Source organism: Coleofasciculus sp. B1-GNL1-01, assembly GCF_040220235.1.
Classification (GTDB): domain Bacteria; phylum Cyanobacteriota; class Cyanobacteriia; order Cyanobacteriales; family Coleofasciculaceae; genus Coleofasciculus.
The window spans coordinates 37,133-59,089 of the sequence record NZ_JAVJTO010000164.1 but is presented as its reverse complement, the minus strand read 5'-3'; the positions used below and the strand labels follow the sequence as shown (position 1 = coordinate 59,089).

Genomic DNA, 21,957 nt, shown 5'->3' with positions numbered 1-21,957 from the left:
CCCACTTGAGGGATGATTATCCCTATGTAATATTTCGCAGATCGCTAATTCAAAGTTGAATGGCACTGACTGGTATGCTGGTGGGCATTGCCTACCCTACAGTAGTTCAAGGGTTCGGGCGATAAAAAAATGCTTATTTCAGTGCCATTAAATTTAAAGTTTTTGTAATAATTTATTCCTTCAAACCTAATTTTTCGGTTCCAATTACTTCGCCCTTGAATAAGGTAAGGAGAGAGAGCTGGGTTTCTAACCACCAAGGAGCGCTAAAAAATAAGATGTGGAAAGACCTTAAACAAAAAATTTGGGCGGGGCGAGGTGTCTGGACGGTTGCTCCTGGTGTGGCTGGACTCATTATTCTATTGCGACTTCTCGGCTTTTTACAGACTTGGGAATGGGCTGCTCTTGACCAATATTTTCGTTGGCGTCCTCAAGAACCTGTGGATGAACGAATTCTGGTTGTGGGAATTAGTGAGGCGGATCTAAAAAAAGTCGGACAGTGGCCCATTCCGGATAATGTCCTGGCTGAACTTCTCAAAAAAATTAAAGCGCAAAACCCGAGAGTGATTGGTCTTGACCTGTATCGAGATTTATCGGTTTTGCCCGGTCATGACGAATTAGTCAATGTTTTTGAAACAACTCCCAATTTAATCGGGATAGAAAAAATTAACGAGCAAGATCCCAGCGCTAGCGTAGCTCCCCCACCCGTCCTAGATCAACGCGAACAAGTTGGGTTTAATAACGTGGTGATTGATGCGGATGGTAAGCTGCGTCGATCATTGCTTTATATGGTTGAAAACGACGATCAAGTCACCGTCTCTTTTGGTATGAGACTGGCATTGATGTATTTAGCAGAGCAAGACATCATATCTCAACCTTCCCAAACGAATCCCCTGATTTTTCATTTAGGAAAGGGGACGTTTCAACCTTTTTCCGCAAATGATGGTGGTTATGTGAGTGCTGATGACGGGGGATACCAGATTTTGTTAAACTATAAGGGTCCGGCTCGTACCTTTCCCAGGGTGTCATTGACAGAGGTACTTGAAGACCGGATACCACCAGACTTAATGCGTGATCGCCTCGTTTTAATTGGGGCAACGGCAACTAGCTTGAATGATTTCTTCTACACCCCCTATAGTGGTGATAAAATTGCCACCCAAGAGCGCACACCTGGGATAGAAGTTCAGGCTAACATGATTAGTCAATTGCTGAGTTCAGCTCTAGAAGGGCGTTCTGGACTGAAAACTTGGTCGGAACCAATCGAAGGGATCTGGATTTTTCTCTGGTCTTTGACGGGTGCAACCCTGTGTTGGGTGTTGCGAGATGCAGGAGGTTTAGCTAAATTACTCCCTCGTTGGACAGTAATTAGCCTTTTGTTCGCACTTGTCGGTCTGGTCGGGAGCAGCTACTTAGCCTTTATCATCAGCAGTTGGTGGATTCCTGTGATTCCCCCAGCTTTGGCGTTATTGGGTGCCGCTACAGCAACGACAGGGTACATCGGTAACTTCGAGCGTGAAGAGCGACACACCGTTATGAATTTATTCGGTCGCCATGTCACCAAGCAAATCGCCGAAGCAATTTGGCGCGATCGCGAACAACTTCTCAAAGAAGGACGTCTACGTGGTCAGAAGATGACTGCCACGGTTCTGTTCTCAGACCTGAAAGGGTTTAGTACAGTAGCAGAAAATATGGGTTCGGAAGTGCTGATGGCTTGGCTGAATCAATATATGGATGCCATGGCGGGAACGGTGCTAGATCATGGCGGTGTTGTGGATAAGTTTATCGGAGATGCAGTTATGGCGGTGTTTGGTGTACCGATTAAACGCACGACATCCGCCGAAATTGACCAGGATGCGATCGCAGCGGTAAACTGTGCGTTAGCCATGGCACAAAAACTGCAAACCCTCAATCAAGAATGGCAACGTCAAGGCTATCCGCAAACAGCAATGCGCGTGGGAATTGCCACAGGGGATGTCGTCACAGGTAGCTTGGGGAATGCTCAACGGCTTGACTACACCACCCTAGGAGATAGCGTAAATGTAGCGGCTCGATTAGAAAGTTACGATAAAACTCTCGATGGAGGAATTTGCCGGATTTTAATCAATGAAGAAACATACCAGCATCTACACAATCAATTCCCCACGAAACAAATCGGTCAGGTGAGACTCAAAGGGCGCGAACAATTAACTGCCGTTTATCAAATTTTGCTGTAGTTGTTCAAAATGCCATGTATAATGATTTAGATTTTGTCAGCCAAGAGCGCTATTGAGTCCAAAAGTCTTCAGGCAAAATTTTTCCATAGCTGGAGTAGGTGCATCACATCCCAACCCTTTGTAAAAAGACCCTTATGAAACGAAGGACTTAATCTCATGAACACCACTCGGCAAAAATTAGTAACCATCATTGCCGGGACAGCTTCAATTGTTTCCCTGCAAATGTTCGGCTTTTTAGACCTACCTGCACCCCGGATTTTTTCGTCATCGAAGAATTTAGAAATTCTGACCTCGATTTGGAACGATCTACCTGCCAACGCAGAGTTAAACAAAACGTCAACCCATCGTTCGTCTAAACAATATATACCACCCGTGGCAACTAATCCACGGCGGACAATAGGCTCAGGTTCACGCGGCTGTCGCCAATCGTTAACCAATGATTTAGTCACATTGTTGATCCCATCCGAGGAGTATGCTGGACAAACCAAATCCGGTCATCCTACCTTTTTCTGGTACTTATCACAGCCTGTACCTGAAGGTGTACCGATGCGGTTTGCTCTCGTGGAACCCGGAGTTCCGGAACCGCTCTTTGAGAAACAAATCGACTCTCCCCAAGCCGGGATGATCCAGTTGCAACTTCCCAAAGACCGACCAGAATTGCAAACTGGACGAACCTACAAATGGTCAGTCACTCTGGTTTGTAATACCAAGCATCCATCGGCTAATCCCGTATTCATTAGCTGGATTGAGCGGGTATCCACACCAGCCGCTTTAGAACCACAACGGCTATCAACTCCTCCGACTAAGAACAATGTGCCAACACAGGTGTGGCGCGATCGCGCTTGGAGTTATGCTGAAGCTGGGCTTTGGTACGATGCCTTAGCTGCAATGTCCAAAGTTGAAACCGCGAATTCTAATGAGCTAGTTACCAACGATGATTTCCTGGCTCTGCTGGAGCAAGTTGGCTTGACTCAAGTGACGCAGCAAGAACGGCTTAACATTGCTAAAAGACCGTGACTGTCGAAGAGAAAGCGGTGTAAAGCGTGAACATTAGTGCAATACCGGGAGTAGGGATACATCATGTAACCCTGCTCCCTATTTTAGGGGCTGCTGAATAAGTCTTGTGGTGGGTAGGGAGCTGGGGGAGCTGGGGGAGCTGGGGGAGCTGGGGGAGATGAGGGAGATGAGGGAGATGAGGGAGATGAGGGAGATGAGGGAGATGAGGGAGATAGGGAAGTTAACTCAAAATGCTTACTGTTCCCTGTTCCCTGTTCCCTTACGAATGACGAATGACAAATGACCAATGACCAATGACCAATGACACTAACTCCAATTGCCAATTAGAATAAACGGCGACCAAACGGCTGGATGATTATAATTGACATTAGAAATCATCTTTAGCTGCGCCTGTCTTAACGCTTCTGCCCGGGTGATATCCGGTTGGCGCAGTTGGCTATAAAATTCGGCAATCAGCGGTACAGTTGCTTCATCATTGATATACCATAATGTCGCTACTGCACTCTCTACACCTGCTCGAACAGCGACACCCGCAATTCCTAATGCGGAACGATTATTTCCCGTTGCGGTTTGGCAAGCACTCAAGGTGAGCAGTTTCACCGCTTCTCGACGACCGCGAGACCGCAATAGATTGTCGAGTTCTTCAATACTAATTTGTTGATCATAACCGAGGATAAAGGTACTCTGGGAATCAACACCAAATTTGCCATGGGTTGCCATGTGAACCACGGGAAAATTTTTGCGTCGTAGTTTGTCTTGTAAGTTTGAGAATGTAAATTCCTGATTAATTAACTCTGTCCCGCCTAAGATTTCTTCAACCACATTTAACTCAGCTTCTACATTCGTCAGGGGGGCAAAGGGAGGTTTGGCAATAGTTAAACCCAGACTCAGCGCTCTTAACTGATTGTGATCTAACGGTTGGCTGGTGGTTAATGACAGACTGGGAGTAATCGCAATGGGATACTTCTCAATCAAAAAGTTTTGACCATCGTGCAGCGCACTCATGGGGATCTGACGCAAGACGCCATCGTTGATGAAGACTAATGTCTTGGGTTGCATGACGGCTAGATCAGCTTCCATGGGACGAATCAGCCGATTATAAATTTCTTTTGCTTGAGGAATATACTGTTCTGTGGTGCGTAGTTCCAGAAAGTAGCGTAGCTGTTCGATCTCGACTTCCATATCTTCCTTGCTGATAGGGATAGGATAGTTTTTTAGGGAACCATCAGGCGATCGCAGGATCATTTCGGTGCGATCATTCAAAATGATTGAATAGATAACAGCAGCATTGGCATCGGCTAACCCCTGCTCATTTTGAGCTTTATCTTTGGCGACTTGCACACATTCATCGCCGAAAAAGTTTTCCAACTCTGCCAGTTTGAGCAGTTCGACGATATCAATTACCTCTTTGAGGGGTGAAACCGTTTCTTGGGAGTTGACTTCGCTCAAATCGCTACTGGAAGCATTGAGGAGCAAATCAATTAATTCTCGATAAATGGGTTCAACCTGTTCCCGGAAATCCAGTTGTAGCTCTTTATTGGTGACTAAATCGCCGCGAATATTTTGCAACGTCGCGATCGCCCCTTCATAAGCAGAAATGGCTGAGGCGATGTTACCTCTAGCTTTCAGCATCCGCCCCGCTTGCCATTGCCAGCGATATAAACTATCAGAGGATTGAATTTGCTGGGCGCTAAATTCAGCTTGGCGGGTTAAATTCATCGCCGTGCTGTAGTCTCCGGCTGATTCATACAATTGTCCTAAGCTCCCTAGGGCAAAGGATTGGGCTTTGGCATCGCCTATTTTTTGGGCTACTGTTAAAGCTTGGGTTAAAAGCTGGATCGACTCCTGAGTTGAAGCCTCTGACTCGATCTGTTGAAAACTCTCGGCTAGGTGAATCAGGGTATAGGCTTTCTGTCGGGAATCAGGTATTCCAGGGAGGAGTTCTCTGACTCGTTGCCAATTGCTTTGGAGAAACGCCTGATCACCCTCACTCAAGGGTTCGGCTGAATTGTCAGCAACATTGGCTGAATGACGACTAATCACCCAGCGATTTAAATTCATTAAGGCTTTAATTTCGGTCAAACTTCCTAAGGCTTGCGCCGTTTCTAGACTTTGCTCGAAGAATAGTCTGGCTTGTGTCCAATCCTGAAGCGCCTCCTGGGTTAAGCGCGTCGCCTCTTGCACATCTCCTTCTAACTCAGCCACCTGCGCCTGATAACTGGATCGGCTGGCTCTGCTGACATAAACATTCCCCACGTTATTTAAAGCCGTGGCGATAAAACTGTTATTATTCAATGCGCGGGCAATTTTGAGGCTCTGTTTGTGGGCGGAAATCGCCTGATCATAGTTGCCTAAACTCCAGTGGGCATTGCCTAAAGCGCCTTGAGCGGCAGCTTCTGCTAAGGAATCTGGGTATTTAGTGGCGAGTTCAATGGCTGACTCTAAGAGAGTAATCGCTCGCGGATGTTGTCCCAAATCATTGTAAGCTTGGGCTTGTTCGGTTAATAGCCCAGCGATGCGTTTCTGGTTTTCGGCATCCGGTGAAGCCTGGTAAATTTGGATCGCCTTTTCCCAGTGCGCGATCGCCTGAGCCAGTTCCCCCGTTTGCCGATAGGCTAAAGCCAGGTTATTGTGAACAATTGCTCGATCATTTTCGTCGGTAATTTGAGGTAAGGCTTGTTCCCATAAGTTAATGGCTTGGGAAAATTCTCCGATTTGATAGGATGCAATTCCCTTGGACACAAGCTGTTTTTCAGAAGTCGGTGTGAGCAATTGCTGTTGTTGAATTTCTGTGGCGGGTTCGGCTTGCCCAGTGGACCAGGGATGAAAGCTGATACAAAAGACAAGGCTGGCTAAAGATAATCCAATAAATCGACGCCAAAACTGCCAACCGTGGGACATTTTTCGGAACAATGATAACAATTAACTCTATTTTATAAAATTTTGATCTGAACTGGGGAGTCTGAATTTGAGGGTTTTTGGGTTTCTCAACGGATAAAAACAGGGGACAAAGCGTCTCCTAAGCTGCTACTATATTGTATTTCTTCCGGTCACTGATGCTGAAAGTAGAACAAGAAATAAAAGAATATTACCGAGTATGAATGCTATGGGGGATCAATTGAGGTTTTGGCTCACTAAATGCTTGATAGCGATCGTCAGAATAATTAGGACAGGATTAACGGCTCTGACAACCCGATACTCGAATCAACCGTTTATTCTCTGCTGCTTACCCTCTCCCTTTTGCGATCAACAGTCCGGGGTTTCTCTGCATCCTTGTCAACTGATGACCTTTGCGCTACTGGTTTATGTTTAAACGGTTTCTTTGGGCTTTAAATCTGGTGTACTTGAGCTGGAGTGGTATCGCCTTAGCTCAAGACTTGCCATCGATGAGCCAAACGACTCCAGAGATTCCACCGGGTATCCTGGAACCCACTCGTCCCAATCTGCCTTCTTTGCCGACGACGCCCCCAGAGATGCCTCCATCACTTCCCCCCCTCACACCCACCCCAGAACCCTTTCTGACGCCATCACCCGATGTGGAGGTTAATGTCACGGTTGAACGAGTTGAGGTATTAGGGAGTACGGTTTTTTCCTCAGAACAATTGCAAGATGCTGTTGCACCCTTTATTGGTCAAAATGCTTCGTTTGAAGAACTCTTAGCGATTCGCACGGCGATTACCGAGTTATATACAGACAATGGCTACACCACTTCCGGTGCATTTCTCCCGTCTCAGGATATTACCGATGGTGTGGTGAGCATTCAGGTGGTTGAAGGGAGCCTTGAACGCATTGATATTCAAGGATTAGAGCGTTTGCGGGATGATTACGTGCGATCGCGGATTCAGTTGGCGACGCAAACCCCGGTGAATATTCGTCGCTTAGAGGAAGCGCTGCAACTGCTGCAACTTGATCCGGTACTCGATCAAATTCAAGCCGAGTTATCAGCAGGAACCATGGCTGGAACCAGTGTGTTAACCCTAGAGATAGAAGAGGCAAAACCTTGGATGAGTTCTGTGACTATAGAGAATCGAGACTCTCCCAGTGTCGGTTCCTTGGGGGGAACAGTGAGAATAGAGAATCGGAATCTATTGGGATTAGGCGATCGCATCAGTGCCGATTATGGCATAACCGAAGGGGTGGATCAGTATAGTCTGAGCTATGAAATCCCTCTCAATCCCAGGGATGGTACGTTAAGTCTCAGCTATAACCGTAGCGATAGTGATATTGTTGAAGATCCGTTTTCAGTCTTAGATATTAACTCTAACTCAGAAACCTTGTCTGTGGGATTTCGCCAACCAATTGTCCATACGCCGACGAGTGACTTTGCCTTATCCTTGTCCCTGGATTTGCGTCAAAGCCAAACCTTTGTCCTGGATGATATCCCGTTTTCCTTTTCCCTGGGACCCGAAGACGGGGAATCGAAAGTCACTGTGGTGCGGTTTAGTCAAGACTGGCTTAACCGTTCCACTGATCGCGTCTTAGCCGCGCGATCGCAGTTTAGTTTTGGCTTGGATGCGTTTGACGCCACCATCAATGATACGGGTACTGATGGGCGGTTTATGAGTTGGGTGGGACAGTTTCAGTGGGTGCAGGCTTTAGGGGCTGATAGTATCATTATTGCTCGTGCGGGAGCGCAACTGTCGAATGATTCGCTCTTACCGCTAGAACAGTTCAGTATTGGTGGAATTGATACCGTGCGAGGGTATCGCCAAAATCAGCGCGTGGCTGACAATGGAATTATTGGTTCTGTGGAAGTTCGTTTCCCGATTATCAGCCAACCTGAGGGCATTGGAACTGTGCAAATTGCTCCGTTTTTCGATATTGGCACGGTTTGGAACCACGAGGATGAGGTGACTAATCCTAACACCTTAGCCAGTCTTGGGTTAGGACTGTTGTGGCAACGTGATCCGTCGTGGTCAGCACAACTGTATTGGGGAATTCCCCTCAATAGCGTTGAAGATGAAGGCGGTTCTCTACAAGATAATGGAATTACCTTTTCTATTCTTTTTCAGCCTTTTTAGGCGATCGATAACAGTGGAATATAATATCCGGTAAAATCACCATGACTCCTGATTCCGGATTGATTAACGTCGCCACAGATCAGCGATGAAGCGATAGAAGAGGAAGATGATAAACGGAAAGCTTAAACCGAGACTCCAGATAAAAATGGGTGAGGATAAAAACGAAACATCGGTGTAGGATTTCGGCTGGGGTTGTTGTACGGAAATTGCGGTAGCGGTTAAGCCGCTAATCCCCAGCACAATCCCAGCTAAGGCAATGGTATTATTGAGAGCGCGATCGCTCTTGGTTTGCTCTTCGGCTGGGGGAACTTCAGTAAGAAAGAATGTATCGCTCAGAGTAAAAGCAATAGACAATAATTTTTTGACTTTTTCCAAAAATTAACAAGAAATGGGTTTGTTTTGTGGTAAAAAAGAGCGGTCTATGTTTATTCCAGTCAACCGCTCAATCAATAATGCTACCCAAATTCTATCACAGTTAGCAAGAAGCCAGAGACGATACAGCAACTTCTGGATTGGTCTTTATGGATTGACTTGGACTATTGGATGTGATTTTTGGACACGACTCAAATAGGATTGCTATATTACTGTTCAATACATTATGATATGTCTCTAAGCCACTTCCATTTTACATCCCTCTTGCTCCCCTCTCCCCAGAGTGGGAGAGGGGCTGGAGGTGAGGGGTTTTAGTTAACATCAATATCACGATACCCTTGGCGTATTTTAACAATTCAATCAGTTTGAGTAAAGGGCGACCCGATACAATTGAGTGGATGGGTAGCGTTCATTGAGGCAGGCGGGTCGCCCCTACAGCATCGTCGGCTTGTGTTTGTTCAATCCTGTTTAAATATTTGCCGAATGTAGGCTGAAATCCCCTCCAAATAAACAATATATTCCGCTATCTCCCTCACCTCACCACTGATTCAGCAACCCCTATTGATGTCGGATCATGTCATAGATTTTCACATACTTAGATGCCGAAGCACTCCACGAGTAATCATACGCCATACCTTGAATCGCCAGTTTACGGAACTCTTCTGGATAGTCATACCACAATCCCAACGCCCGATCCATCGCGGATTCTAACGCATAGTAATCGGTGTGACTGAATACATATCCATTGCGTTTGTCCATGGGATGAGTCAAGTCGTGATCGCGGTCAAACACGGTATTGACCAGTCCCCCTACACTCCGCACAATTGGCACGGTTCCGTACTTTAAGCCAATGATCTGAGTCAATCCGCAGGGTTCGTAATTACTCGGAACTAGCATAAAATCGGCTCCAGCATAAATCAAATGAGATAATTCCTCATTAAAGCCCAGTTCCAAATGGACATCAGGGTTATCATTTAAGTAGTATTTTTCGTGCCAGAACCAGGAATTAATTGCCGCCGCTGTTGCTGACCCTAACAAAACGAATTGAGCGCCCTTGTGCAGAGAGTAATAGATAGCATGATGGACAAGATGAACACCTTTTTGATCATCTAAACGACCAATAAACGCCACAATTGGTTTATTAGCATCTTGAATTAACAGCCGTTCCCGCAACGCTTTTTTATTTTTCGCTTTGTCTTCAAAACTATCCGGGGCGTAGTGATAGGGAATATAGCGGTCTTGTTCCGGATTCCAAAAATCATCATTAATGCCGTTGAGAATTCCGGTAAACTTATCCTGATGTAAATGTAATGTATGACCTAACCCACATCCGATGGGCGTGAACCGAGCTTCCCAGGCATGATGGGGAGAAACTGTCGTTATCGCATTGGCGTAAACAATACCGCCTTTCATAAAGTTTAAGGCAAAGGGATTAAAATTATCTTTCAGGCGATCATCCTGAAAATAATAGCCTTCTCGATTCAACCCGGTTGCCCACAGGATTTCACTTCCCCCCATTCCTTGGTGTTTAAAGTTATGAATGGTGTAGCATATCCGTTGATTTGCCATGCCATGATATTTATAGATCTCAAACAGCATGACTGGGAGTAAACCCGTCTGCCAATCGTGACAGTGGATCACATCAGGACGCTTATTACTCTGAAGCAGAAACTCTAAAGTGGCTTTACAAAAGAAAGCAAACCGCATGTTATCGTCATCACAACCGTAGTAGCAGCCACGATTGAAGAAATTATCCTGGGAATGAGGTTCGATAAAGAAACAGACTCGTCCATGAACCCAACCACAATAGACAGAACAGTGAATCGCTGCACCGTACCAGGGTACCCATAGATTAATATAGGCATCATGGAGTCCCCAGATGTGGTCATAGCGCATGTTGTCGTATTTGGGCAGAATTAGCTCAATGCAATGCCCCTGAATCTCTAATTCCCGACTCAGACCATATACCACATCCCCTAAGCCGCCGGCTTTGATCACAGGGGCGCATTCAGAGGCAACCTGGATAATGTACATTCCGCTTCCTCACTTAATCATCCCGTTTATGTAAACTAAGATGTTGTACCATTTTTCGTCAGCCTCTGTCATCCGCTAAGGATGTATAGACGTAGCCTGCTACGTCTAGGAACAGGGGCGTTTGTGGTTGATTCGACTGAGACACCATGGGAAATGGATATCCCGTAGGGTGCGTTAGGCGCTGGCTTGACATATAGTGGGGCTTTTTAACCTTTTGCGCCGTAACGCACCAATCAATAACGGTGCGTTACGCTTTCGCTAACGCACCCTACGTGACATAAAGTCTAGGAGCGAGCTAAACGAATCATGTACGTATTAATCGGCGGCGCGGGATTAGTGGGATTGAGTTTAGCCCAGCAGTTAGTGGAATTAGGACATACGATCGCGATTATTGATGCAGACCCTGCGGCTTGTCGGTATGCTCGCGAACAAGTGGGGGTGATGGCATTTGAAGGGAGTGCTGTCACCACCCAAGTGTTACTCGAAGCCGGGATTCGCAAAGCCGATGCGATGGCGGCGGTGCTGCGAGATGATGCGTTAAATCTGGCAATGGTTACTTTGGCTAAACATTTTGGTGTTCCCCATATTGTTAGTCGCATCCGCCAACGGGATTTTAAGGAGCCTCTACGGATTGCGGGCGCTCATCATATCATTAGCACAGTTGACTTAGCCGTCAATCGCATGGTCAATGCGATCGAATATCCGGAAGTGGAATCGATTATGCACTATGAACAGGGTCAAGTAGAAGTGTTTAAACTGGGAGTACCGGGGGAATCGGATGTTGCAGGGCGTACTGTGGCTCAAGTGATTCAGGATTCTCGGTTTCCAGAGGGGTCTTTAATTATTGGTTATCAATCCCATCCTCATGCAGATTTAGTGATTCCCAATGACAATACGGTACTTGAACCCGGATCAACGATACTCGTGGTGACAAAAGCGGAATTGTTACACCAAGTCATCGATTTTTTAGGGGTTGGTTCTAAACTTGCACCACTTTCATCGATTGAGGGAACAGGGAACAGGGAAGGGAGATGAGGAAGATGGGGGAGATGGGGGAGATGGGGGAGAGAATTTACAAATGACGAATGACAAATGACAAATGACAAATGACAAATGACAAATGATTCAAGCTCAGCTAAGATTTTCCAGCTTTAATGACTATCTGTCTTATGATGACGGGACAGACAAGCTCTACGAATTGTATAACGGAAAGCTGATCGAAGTGCCACCAGAATCAGGAGAAAACGTTGCGATCGCGACTTTTTTACTCTTGCAGTTTGTTCCTCTCCTGAACTGAATCTTACTGCTGAAACCCTATTGAACGCAGGTCATTAAATCAGCGAGAGGCAATTATTAACCAGGATAAGGGCGGGTTTTGTTGTACAGTTATTCGTTAGATGCATTACGTTGGTCTCTAAACCCGCCCCTACAGTTCCGTGCTGCACTAATCATCTTCTAATTTTAACAACAGCTCATCAATTTGTTTAATCCGCTTTTGTACCACGACTTCAGACAGAATCCGCTTACGCAGGGCATCTGTTAATGCCCCTTTTTCTGCTAAAAGTAATTGCCGACGAATGGCTTCTAGTTTCGTGCGATCGCTGCGATTTTCGGGTGAATTTTCTGAACGTTGGTTATAGATTTCTCGCAAGGTTCTATCAGCGGTGGCGACTCGCAGTTGATAGGAGGCTCGCATTTCTTCGTAAATTGATTTCGGTAATACTCCAGTTTTCAGGAGACTCGCTAATTCATCTTGTGCCGCTTTAGCTGTCATCAATTGAGCTTGCAATTCCTCAATTTGTTGATAGGATTCTGACCGATAGGATAACTTTAAATGCCGTACCACCCATGGTAAACTTAACCCCTGTCCCACCAAAGAAACCAAAACAATTCCCAAAACGATCGCCAGCAGCGTCTCTCGTCCGGGTAAATCAGCAGGTAGACTCAAGGCTAAGGCGGTGGAGAGGGAACCTTTAATATTACCAGCTAATAGGATATGTCGCCAACGCATCGGAATTGGTTTGTCAAAAAAACGGACGAATGCTAACAACGGATAAACGGTGAGAAGACGCCCCCCTTGATAGGCAATAAAGGCTAAAAGTATAGCGGGTAAAGTCTGCCAAATGGTAATAATATTTATCTCTAAGCCAATCAGCAAGAAAATAAACGTATTCACGCCAAACCCCGCATATTCCCAGAAGCTAAATAACGTAACTTGATTCGATGCTGATGTTACTTGTGAATGTTCAAAATTACCGACAATGAGTCCAGCGATGACTACAGCAACAACACCGGATACGTGTAATAATTCTCCCGCTTGAAATGCACCTAAGGCGAGAGCAACGGTGAGCAAAAGTCCGCCCAAGGGATCTTGCGTTTGGCTCAATAAGCCAATACTCAGATATCCCAACGCCGCGCCGACTAAAGCCCCGCCAATTAACACGAATAAAAATTCTTGAATCACATCCAGCGCGGATAAGGCTCCCGTTTCATGCATCGTCAAAATTAGGCTAAATAAGACCAAGGCGACATCATCGTTGAGGAGGCTTTCTCCCTCAACCAGAGTCACCAGTCGGTGAGGAACCGAAACTTCTTTAAAGACAGCAATGACTAAAGCGGTATCGGTAATGGATAAAATCACACCCACCATCGCAGCGGGTATCCAATCAAGACCTAATTCGAGTTTCAATAAAACTGAAGTAATTCCCGAACAGATCAATACACCGGGTCCTGCAAGTAAAGCAATCGGTTTAATCGTGCTGCGGAGGCGGGAAATATCAGTATTAATTGCCGCTTCAAATAATAGAATCGGTAAAAAGAGATTAAAAATCAGCGCCGAATCTAACCCGATGCGACTGGGTAAGAGTTCCGTAATCGCTAATCCGGCTAACACTAACCCCGTAATATACGGGATACGGAATCGTCGCGAAATCAACGCCACACCTGTAGCGACGAGTAACAGAATAATCAGGAAACTGACGACTTCCGCCACATTCCCATTACTCTCGCTGACGGGAACCGCCAGGAAGAGGCGATCGCTAAACCATTGCCCAGGGTTTGTGAGTGTTAAGCTGGTGATGCTATTCGTGATCAATGAATTCACTCTTGGCTCAATCCCGTATCTTTCATATAACTTAACAACCAATTCGCCATCGTAGCTCGACGAGTCTGTCTCCGACCAAATTCGCCAATTTTATAGCCTTTAAATCCTAACTCTTCTTTTAATAACTGTTTATTTTCCTTGGGAATTGAACGAGTGAGTTTAGTGGTGGCGGGACGACTCTCGATAAAGTTGGGGGGTTCTGGATAGTTTTCGTACCATTCTGGAGGTACGTTGGTACAATCCCATTGGCTTGTTTCTGGGTCATAGCGATACCCCAAATAATGCCAGACAAGCTGATTGACGGTATCATCATCCAGTTCTTCGTTCAAGATTTGCCAAAGGGTTTCGGTATTGAGTGGAGGAATTTGAGGCATCAGTTTAACAGTTTTGAGTTTTGGGTTTTGAATGTGTAGGGGCGGGTTTGACGACTATCCTTTCTTGGCTAACCCAGATGCGACTAAACCCGCTCCGACTTGACCCTTCGCTTTTCGGGCATGGTTTTGAGCGGCTATTTGGCGCTAGCCATTGATGATAATGTTACCTCAAAACCTGTTCTTCTGGAGTCGGATAGTGTTGAGTGTAGAGAAATAACCGGGTACGTCTGGTGGTGAGTTAATCCTAAGCAGAAGGTTTGGCTAACAGGACTTGTGCGTACCTGATACCTATTTAACCAATAAGGTAGAGTACAAAAGATGCACTCACATTGATGTATAATCATATAAGTAATATTGTGAAATTATGTCAACCTGTGGTTTAGGCATAATGTTGACAAAAATTTCAATGTTATTCATAAAAATAGGGTGGGCAATGCCCACCCTACAAAGATGCGATCGCGGATTGGATGGCTTACTGCCAGACAAACACTTTGGCTTCGTATCCGCCAAGGTCAAGGGTTAAAGTGTTGTTGCTGGCTTCCACCTCATAGTTACCTGTCCATTCGTGCCAAATTCCATTCTCCGGAAAGTTGGAAAGAGTATATCCAGTGAGGAAATTATCAGAAAAATTGGCAACGACAGCAACACGAGAGCCTTCACCATTCCAGCGCACATACGCCATAACTTTGGTGTCTGCATCTTCAAAGAAGAAATTAATGTTCTCTGTATAGAGAGCCTGATTGTTTTTTCGCAGTCCGATTAACCCTTTATAGTAGTCGCACAACCCGCGATTATAATCATTACTCAGTAGTTGCCAATTAATCTTTCTGGATTCAATGGATTTCGGCTGATATTCCCCGAACTCTTCACCCATCCAGAGTAAGGGAATACCGACTGCTGTCATTAACAAAACTGCCCCTAACTTGAGCCGTTTGAAAGCTTCTTCATCAAAGATTTCCCGATTGGCTAACTCAACCATCAGGCGTTCGTGATCGTGGTTACTTAGGTAATTTACAACATTAGTCGCTCCCAGGTAGCCTTGACGCTTACAATCAATTACATCCTTAAGGGATTCTAACTCAAACCTGTCACCACAGATGTGAGGTTTAACGGTGTGGTAAAAGCTATCATGCCAGCAACCATCCATCGGTCCATCAAAATTGGTGATGCTAGGATTTTCGGGGATGTATTCAGCCACGTTGTAAAATGGCTTTGCCTCTGCCGTTTTTTTAGTCTCTTGGACAATCCAATGCATAAAATCGTAGCTAGCCATTTGTCGCGCAGCGTCGTAGCGAATGCCATCAATATGATATTCAGTGATCCAGAAACGAACCACATCACCGATAAACTTCCGCGCTGGGTAAGTCTCTAGCTTTTCGTCATAATGTTCGTAGTTGAATTCGGGTCCCCAGTTATTATCTGGGTCACGGGGAGAGTTATGATACCAGTAATCATGGTCAATTTGGGTGAGGGGGCTTTCCGCTTCTGAGTGGTTGTAAATCCCGTCCATGATTACCCGAATTCCTTTGCCATGACACTCATCGATCAGATGTTTCAATTCATCTGTCGAACCATAGCTGGACTCAGTAGCAAAGAAGTAGCGAGGATTGTACCCCCAACTGTAGTCACCGGGATATTCTTTGATAGGCATTAACTCAATGGCGTTAATTCCCAATTCCACCAGATAATCTAACTTTTCAATAACATGCTGGTAATTCCCCCGTGGATAAGGATCATCTTCGCCACCGGAAAAGTCACCGACATGCATTTCATAGATGACTAATTCATGGTCAGGAGGTAGGGGTTTATTATCATGCATCCAAACGTAATTATCAACGATGCGTTGTCCATCTTTGAGCCGCACGACGCAGTTTTGAGTCGGATCTTCAATATCGGTAGCGTAGGGATCATTGACCTCTACCCATTGATCAGCTTCAAAAAACCAAGATTTTGATTTAACCCGGAATTTGTATTTATAAATACCATCTTCAAGTTCAACGGACGTGCGAAAATACCCCTGCTTATCTTTCTGCATGGGAATTTCTTCCCAATTGGAGAAACAGCTAACCAATGAGGCTCCTTCGTTGTAAGGAGCAAATAAAGCAAATTCAATGGCAGCAGTCATTTATTTGATCCCCTTAGGGTAAAATAAGGATTGTTTAAACATGATGCTTATCATAAGCGGTATTTTCCAGAGATAGCTATCTAGCGGAAGATAGATATTGCAATGCCTCGGTCATTGTTATTGCCTCTTCTCGTCTTCAATTTAACGTTGATGGGTTGGCAATTTGCTCCTCTTGTCGTGGACGTGAGGATTGTCCTCTTTCACTAGGAGTTCCCCAACTCGATACACCCGACTGGAGGATATATTTTTCCCAAGTCTTAAGTAATATAAACAGGTGAGGACAAGTTTACCTCCTGACTGGCGGCATTGCCTGACAGTTCTCACCATCTGAACCCACAATCCACTGATGGACTGTAGCGCAAAATCCGAGTACTTCCATCATCAGAACACAACTATGGCATCCTCCGACTCCCAAACCTCTATTCCTGAACCTTCAAACCAAGAGTGGGAATCCTCGGATTCTATTATCTCTGAGGCAGACCAACCCATACGAAAATCATCACCCACGCCGAAATTATGGCTGGGATTGTTACTCACCCTGTTAGTTTTCGGCGGTGGGGGTTGGGCGGCTTGGCGTTTTCTACTGCAAAATAACTCACCGCCAACGTCTCAGCAATCTCAAGCCACTCCGGTAAAACTGGAGCAAGTCGAATCAAGTACCCTGGAAGACAGTTCTGTGTTTGTGAGTACCTTAGAGGCAAAAGAAAAGGTAGAATTGCGACCTGAAACGGCGGGTCGAATTACCCGAATCGTTGCTTCATCAGGCGATCGCGTCCAAGCTGGAGATTTAATTCTACAACTGAAGCCAGAACGCAGTGAAGCGGAACTCAGAAGTGCGATCGCCAATGTGAATGCACAAACCGCTACCCTGAATAATGCACAAGCGGAAGTCAGAGCCGCCCAAGCCGATATTGCTCGTCTCAAAGCGGAAGAGGGACGTCAAGCGGCTGAATTGCAAAGCCGAGAAGCGGAACTAGAACTGGCGCGGGTGAACTATCAACGCGCTGAACAGTTGGTATCTCAGGGGGTTCAACCCAGACAAGAACTCGATGATAAAACACGCGATCGCAATCAAGCGATCGCTGCTCGTGATGCAGCCGCTCAAGCCTTAGCCGCCTCCAAGGAAGCCCTGAATGTCGCACAAGAACGAGTCAAAGCGGCTCAAGCCACGGAAGCTAGAGTCGCTGCTAACTTATCTAGTGCAAGGGCGGATGTGGCGGTAGAGGAGGAAGATTTGCAATCGAATCGCGTCGTCGCTCCCATTGATGGAGTGGTTGGGGATATTCCCGTCAAAGTGGGAGACTATGTAAATGTGGGCGATACTCTAACCACCATTACTCAAAACCAAACCCTAGAAGTCGAAATCCCGATTGACGAACAGGACAAAGAAAGGATGCGTCAGGGACTCACTGTTGAGTTGCGAAATCAAGGTATCCCAGATACTGAACCTGCGATCGCAACAGGGCGGATTAGCTTTATCTCACCGCAAGTGGATAAAAATACTCAAACTCTCTTGACAAAAGCCACATTTTCTAATCCAAATGGTCGCCTGTACGATCAACAGAAAGTGGATGCACGAGTCATCTGGGAAAAACGTCCAGGCGTGTTAATTCCGGTTAATGCTGTATCGCGTCTGGCGGGAAAACCTTTTGTGTTTGTAGCACAACCGCCGGAGGAAGTTAAACCGGGCGCACCTGAACTCATCGCCAAGCAACGCCCTGTGACGTTGGGTGGTATACAAGGGAATCGATACCAAGTTATCGAGGGGATAGAACCTGGCGATACAATCGTTGTCTCCGGTATCCTTAATTTGTCTGATGGCGCTCCGATTATGCCAGATTCTTAGTTATTGCTCATTGGTCATTTGTCATTGGTCATTTGTCATTTGTTTGTTCCCTTTGCATTTAGAAGGGCGGGTTTAGTCAAATTGTCACTGCGTAGCCATAATTTATCGGTACAACCCGCCCCTACATCCCTGTTGCCTGTTGCCTATTGCCTATTGCCTATTGCCTATTGCCTATTGCCTATTGCCTATTGCCTATTGCCTATTGCCTATTGCCTGTTGCCTATTCCCTGTTCCCTGTTCCCCATTCCCTGTTCCCCTAAAAAATGTTTGTCGAATTTTTTATTAAACGACCTGTATTTACAACTGTTTGCTCCCTGATTGTCCTGTTAATCGGAGCAATTAGTATTCCCACGCTTCCCGTTGCCCAATATCCCGATATTAGTCCCAAACAAGTTAGTGTCCAGGCGAACTATAACGGTGCTGATGCTCAAACCGTGGAAAATGCCGTAACGACTATCTTAGAACGGTCAATTAATGGTGTTGATGGAATGCGCTACATGACCTCCAGTAGTAGCAATGATGGCACCAGTTCGATTAATATCACCTTTGCCCCAGATAAAGATCAAGATATTGCCGCAGTTGATGTGCAAAATCGCGTCTCTTTAGCCGAACCTCAATTACCAGAATCTGTACTCCAAACTGGGGTGACGGTAAATAAAGAATCTACCAATTTCCTGATGGGATTTGGTTTGTACTCAGAAAATGGTGAGTACGATAATCTCTTTTTAAGTAACTACGCTGACTTGTATTTGGTAGACGCCCTAAAACGGGTGAATGGGGTGGGAAATGTGCAAATTTTTGGCGAACGTACTTATGCGATGCGGCTTTGGCTTGACCCCCTGCGTCTGGCGAGTCGGAATCTGACGGCGCAAGATGTGGTGGATGCACTGCGGGAACAGAATATCCAAGTCGGCGCAGGGCGTATCGGTCAACCCCCCGCGCCAGAGGGACAGCAATATCAAATTGATTTACGGGCAATTAGTCGCTTGGAAACGGTTTCAGATTTTGAGGAACTGATTTTAGCCACGAATGAAGATGGCACGCTGATTAAACTTAAAGATGTGGGACGTGTGGAATTGGGGGCGCAAAGTTATGGCACGTTTCTGCGATTTCGGGCAAATGAAGCCGTCGGATTGGGAATTATTGCTGTTCCTGGGAGTAACGCTTTAGAAGTCGCCGCTGCGGTGAAAGCGGAAATGGCAAAATTGGCGCAGCAGTTCCCGGCGGGGATGACTTATGATATTGGATTTGATACGACCGATTATGTGAATCAGTCCCTCTCGGAAGTGATATTCACGCTGTTTAAAGCGGTGGGATTGGTGGTGTTGGTTATTTTTGTCTTTTTACAGGATTGGCGTACTACGATTATTCCCGCAATTACAATTCCGGTATCCTTAATTGGTACGTTTGCCTTTGTCAAGATTTTTGATTTTTCGATTAACAGTTTGACCTTATTTGGGTTGACCTTAGCCACAGGGATGGTGGTGGATGATGCGATTGTGGTGGTTGAAGATATCACCACAAAGATTCAACGTGGCGGGATTAAGTCTCGACAAGCGGCGATTATTTCCATGCGGGAATTGGTGGGGGCAATTATTGCTACGTCATTGGTGTTAATGGCGGTGTTTATTCCCGTCGCTTTCTTCCCCGGAACAACGGGGGCGTTATACCGACAATTTGCGTTAACCATTGCCTTTTCAATTGCCGTTTCCACATTTATGGCGCTGACATTGACGCCAACCCTTTCTGGCTTAATCTTGCGGCAAAAGCCAGAGGCGACGGGGTTTTGGGGTCACTTGTTTGACGGATTTAATCGGTTCTTAGACGGAATGCAGCGGCGATATCGGCGAGTTTTGATTATCCTAACTCGCGTGAAAACCCTGGTGATTGTGGTGTTTATTGGTTTATTAGCAGTAACAACTTGGGTTTACGATAAGGTTCCAGGTGCGTTTCTCCCCGATGAAGACCAAGGTTATTTTATTACGATTGTTCAAGGACCGGAAGGTTCGTCACTCAACTACACTCATGATGTGATTGAGCAGATTGAAGATATTATTTTACCCTTGGATGAAATCAGAGCTACGTTTGCCGTGGGTGGTTTTAGCTTTAGTGGCAATACGGCGAATAGTGGTGTCGTTTTTACCACGCTGAAGCCTTGGTCAGAACGAACTGATCCGTCTCAATCTGCCGAAGCGATTATTAATAAAGTCCGGGGTGCTTTATTTGGGATTAAAGAAGCCAGAGTCTTGCCTTTTAACCCACCTTCCATTCGGGGATTAGGTAGTGTTAACGGCTTCCAATTTCAACTGCAAGACCGCCGAGGTAATTTTAGCTTAGAGACGTTGATTGAAAATATGGGGAAATTGCTAGGTGCGGCGAATCAGAATCCCCAGTTAGAGCAGGTAGTGAGTTTTTATCAAGCCAATACCCCCCAGTTACAGATTGAGGTGAATCGTAACCGGGCGAAGGCGTTGGAGGTGGATATTGATGATATCTTTGATACGTTGCAGACCTATTTAGGGTCGCGTTATGTGAATGACTTTACCCTGGAACGACGCACCTATCGGGTTTATGTTCAAGCTGACGCCCAATTCCGCTCAAATCCTGAGGATATTAATCAACTCTATGTGCGTTCCGAACGAGATGAAATGATTCCCTTGGGGAATTTGGTCACGGTGACGCAAACCACAGGGGCGCAAACCATTAATCACTATAACTTGTTCCGCTCAATTGAGATTAATGGGTCAGCCGCGCAAGGAGTCAGTTCGGGAGACGCGATTCAAGCCATGGAAGAAGTCGCTGCTGAGGTATTACCGCCAGGATTAGGCTATGAATGGTCTGGATTATCCCTGGAGGAAATCCAGTCTGGCGGTCAAGCGACGATTATTTTCGGCTTTGGCTTAGTGTTTGTCTTCTTGGTGTTGGCGGCTCAATACGAAAGTTATATCGACCCGATTATTATTCTCTTGGCGGTTCCTCTGGCGATTTTAGGGGCGTTATTGGCGCAATCGTTGCGGGGTTTACCCAATGATGTCTATTGTCAGATTGGCTTGGTGATGCTGATTGGTTTAGCCAGTAAGAACTCGATTCTGATTGTAGAATTTGCCAACCAGCTACGCGACCAAGGGTTGACGCTGAGGAAAGCGGCGATTGAGGCGGCGCAGCAACGTTTACGACCGATTTTGATGACGGCGATTTCTACATTGTTCGGGATTTTCCCTCTGGTGATTGCGACGGGTGCAGGATCAGGAAGCCGTCAATCCCTGGGAACGGCGGTGTTCGGGGGAATGTTTGTCGCCACGTTCCTGAGTCTATTTGTGGTTCCTATCCTCTATATTGTGATCAAATCGGGGAGCGATCGCTTATTTAATTCCCCTGGCAAAAACCAGAAGACACCGCAGACAAAAGAACTTGAGCCGAAGCCTGAAGTAACAATGCGGTAATATTCGTTAAAGGAATGCCGCCAAATTCATCAAAAACGATGAACAAAAATTATCTAATGTTAACAAAGCCATAATTTTGTTGCAAAAATTGGCTTGAGAACTCCAGTTTCCCTAATCTTTGGTAAATGTAAACGTAGAATACAGCAAATTACTACAGTTTTTTTAAGTTTAGGTTAGGGAAAATGAATAGTAAGCGAATTATTTTCTCCAGCATTATCACTGGCATTGCGGGTGTAATCTTAGGCATCGGCGTGGCTGAAATTAATCATGCCGATCAGCGACCCAATGCCATGTCTCAATATGCCACAATTGGCGGGGTGATGGGATTAGCCGTTGGTGCAGGTCAACAGGCGCTGCGAGAATTAGAGCAAGTGTCAGAAGAGTCATAGAGTATCAGTTCAGAAACCCCCTT

General features: G+C 45.8%; 14 protein-coding genes and 1 pseudogene. 9 read left to right on the top strand and 6 right to left on the bottom strand.

Annotated features, from left to right (window positions below):
• Positions 1-275 precede the first annotated feature (275 nt).
• Positions 276-2,210, top strand: a complete 1,935-nt coding sequence (locus RID53_RS35215) for a CHASE2 domain-containing protein (RefSeq protein ID WP_446392512.1) — start codon at positions 276-278, stop codon at positions 2,208-2,210.
• Positions 2,211-2,366: 156 nt separating this feature from the next.
• Positions 2,367-3,227 carry a DUF928 domain-containing protein gene (locus tag RID53_RS35210; RefSeq protein WP_446392511.1) on the top strand — a complete coding sequence of 287 codons (861 nt, stop codon included), beginning with the start codon at positions 2,367-2,369 and terminating at the stop codon, positions 3,225-3,227.
• Between the two features lie 306 nt (positions 3,228-3,533).
• On the opposite strand, the gene RID53_RS35205 is transcribed toward RID53_RS35210, so the two are convergent.
• Positions 3,534-6,128, bottom strand: coding sequence for a CHAT domain-containing protein (locus RID53_RS35205; protein ID WP_446392510.1), 2,595 nt, complete (start codon positions 6,126-6,128; stop codon positions 3,534-3,536).
• A 404-nt stretch (positions 6,129-6,532) separates the two neighbouring features.
• Here RID53_RS35205 and RID53_RS35200 point away from each other — a divergent pair, with 404 nt between their 5' ends.
• Positions 6,533-8,248 (top strand): ShlB/FhaC/HecB family hemolysin secretion/activation protein, encoded by a 1,716-nt coding sequence (locus RID53_RS35200; protein ID WP_446392509.1) that lies wholly within the window; start codon positions 6,533-6,535, stop codon positions 8,246-8,248.
• A gap of 63 nt (positions 8,249-8,311) precedes the next feature.
• Here the strand turns inward: RID53_RS35200 and RID53_RS35195 are convergent, their stop codons facing one another.
• Positions 8,312-8,602 (bottom strand): hypothetical protein, encoded by a 291-nt coding sequence (locus tag RID53_RS35195; RefSeq protein WP_446392508.1) that lies wholly within the window; start codon positions 8,600-8,602, stop codon positions 8,312-8,314.
• A gap of 576 nt (positions 8,603-9,178) precedes the next feature.
• Positions 9,179-10,654, bottom strand: coding sequence for a glycogen synthase GlgA (gene glgA, locus RID53_RS35190; protein WP_446392507.1), 1,476 nt, complete (start codon positions 10,652-10,654; stop codon positions 9,179-9,181).
• A 306-nt stretch (positions 10,655-10,960) separates the two neighbouring features.
• On the opposite strand from glgA, the gene RID53_RS35185 reads away from it, so the two are divergent.
• Together RID53_RS35185 and RID53_RS35180 are read left to right on the top strand one after the other, a co-directional pair.
• Entirely contained in the window at positions 10,961-11,689 is a 729-nt protein-coding gene (locus RID53_RS35185; RefSeq protein WP_446392506.1) for a potassium channel family protein, read from the top strand.
• Positions 11,690-11,774: 85 nt separating this feature from the next.
• Positions 11,775-11,945 (top strand): annotated as a pseudogene (locus RID53_RS35180) (Uma2 family endonuclease); the annotation flags it as partial.
• 153 nt (positions 11,946-12,098) lie between these two features.
• On the opposite strand, the gene RID53_RS35175 reads toward RID53_RS35180, so the two are convergent.
• The 3 genes from RID53_RS35175 to RID53_RS35165 all read right to left on the bottom strand — a co-directional run bounded on the left by RID53_RS35175 (position 12,099) and on the right by RID53_RS35165 (position 16,256).
• Positions 12,099-13,679 carry a cation:proton antiporter gene (locus RID53_RS35175; protein WP_446392539.1) on the bottom strand — a complete coding sequence of 527 codons (1,581 nt, stop codon included), beginning with the start codon at positions 13,677-13,679 and terminating at the stop codon, positions 12,099-12,101.
• Between the two features lie 74 nt (positions 13,680-13,753).
• Positions 13,754-14,131 (bottom strand): DUF1823 family protein, encoded by a 378-nt coding sequence (locus RID53_RS35170; RefSeq protein WP_446392505.1) that lies wholly within the window; start codon positions 14,129-14,131, stop codon positions 13,754-13,756.
• A gap of 472 nt (positions 14,132-14,603) precedes the next feature.
• Positions 14,604-16,256 (bottom strand): alpha-amylase family glycosyl hydrolase, encoded by a 1,653-nt coding sequence (locus RID53_RS35165; RefSeq protein WP_446392504.1) that lies wholly within the window; start codon positions 16,254-16,256, stop codon positions 14,604-14,606.
• A gap of 394 nt (positions 16,257-16,650) precedes the next feature.
• On the opposite strand from RID53_RS35165, the gene RID53_RS35160 reads away from it, so the two are divergent.
• From RID53_RS35160 to RID53_RS35145, 4 genes are all read left to right on the top strand, one after another.
• A complete protein-coding gene (locus tag RID53_RS35160; RefSeq protein ID WP_446392503.1) occupies positions 16,651-18,102 on the top strand; it encodes an efflux RND transporter periplasmic adaptor subunit in 1,452 nt (483 codons plus the stop codon).
• A gap of 81 nt (positions 18,103-18,183) precedes the next feature.
• A complete protein-coding gene (locus tag RID53_RS35155) occupies positions 18,184-18,420 on the top strand; it encodes a hypothetical protein (protein WP_446392502.1) in 237 nt (78 codons plus the stop codon).
• A complete protein-coding gene (locus tag RID53_RS35150; protein WP_446392501.1) occupies positions 18,366-21,545 on the top strand; it encodes an efflux RND transporter permease subunit in 3,180 nt (1,059 codons plus the stop codon). The genes RID53_RS35155 and RID53_RS35150 overlap by 55 nt, the downstream gene beginning before the upstream one ends.
• Positions 21,546-21,727: 182 nt before the next feature.
• Positions 21,728-21,934, top strand: a complete 207-nt coding sequence (locus RID53_RS35145; RefSeq protein ID WP_006098984.1) for a hypothetical protein — start codon at positions 21,728-21,730, stop codon at positions 21,932-21,934.
• Positions 21,935-21,957 lie beyond the last annotated feature (23 nt).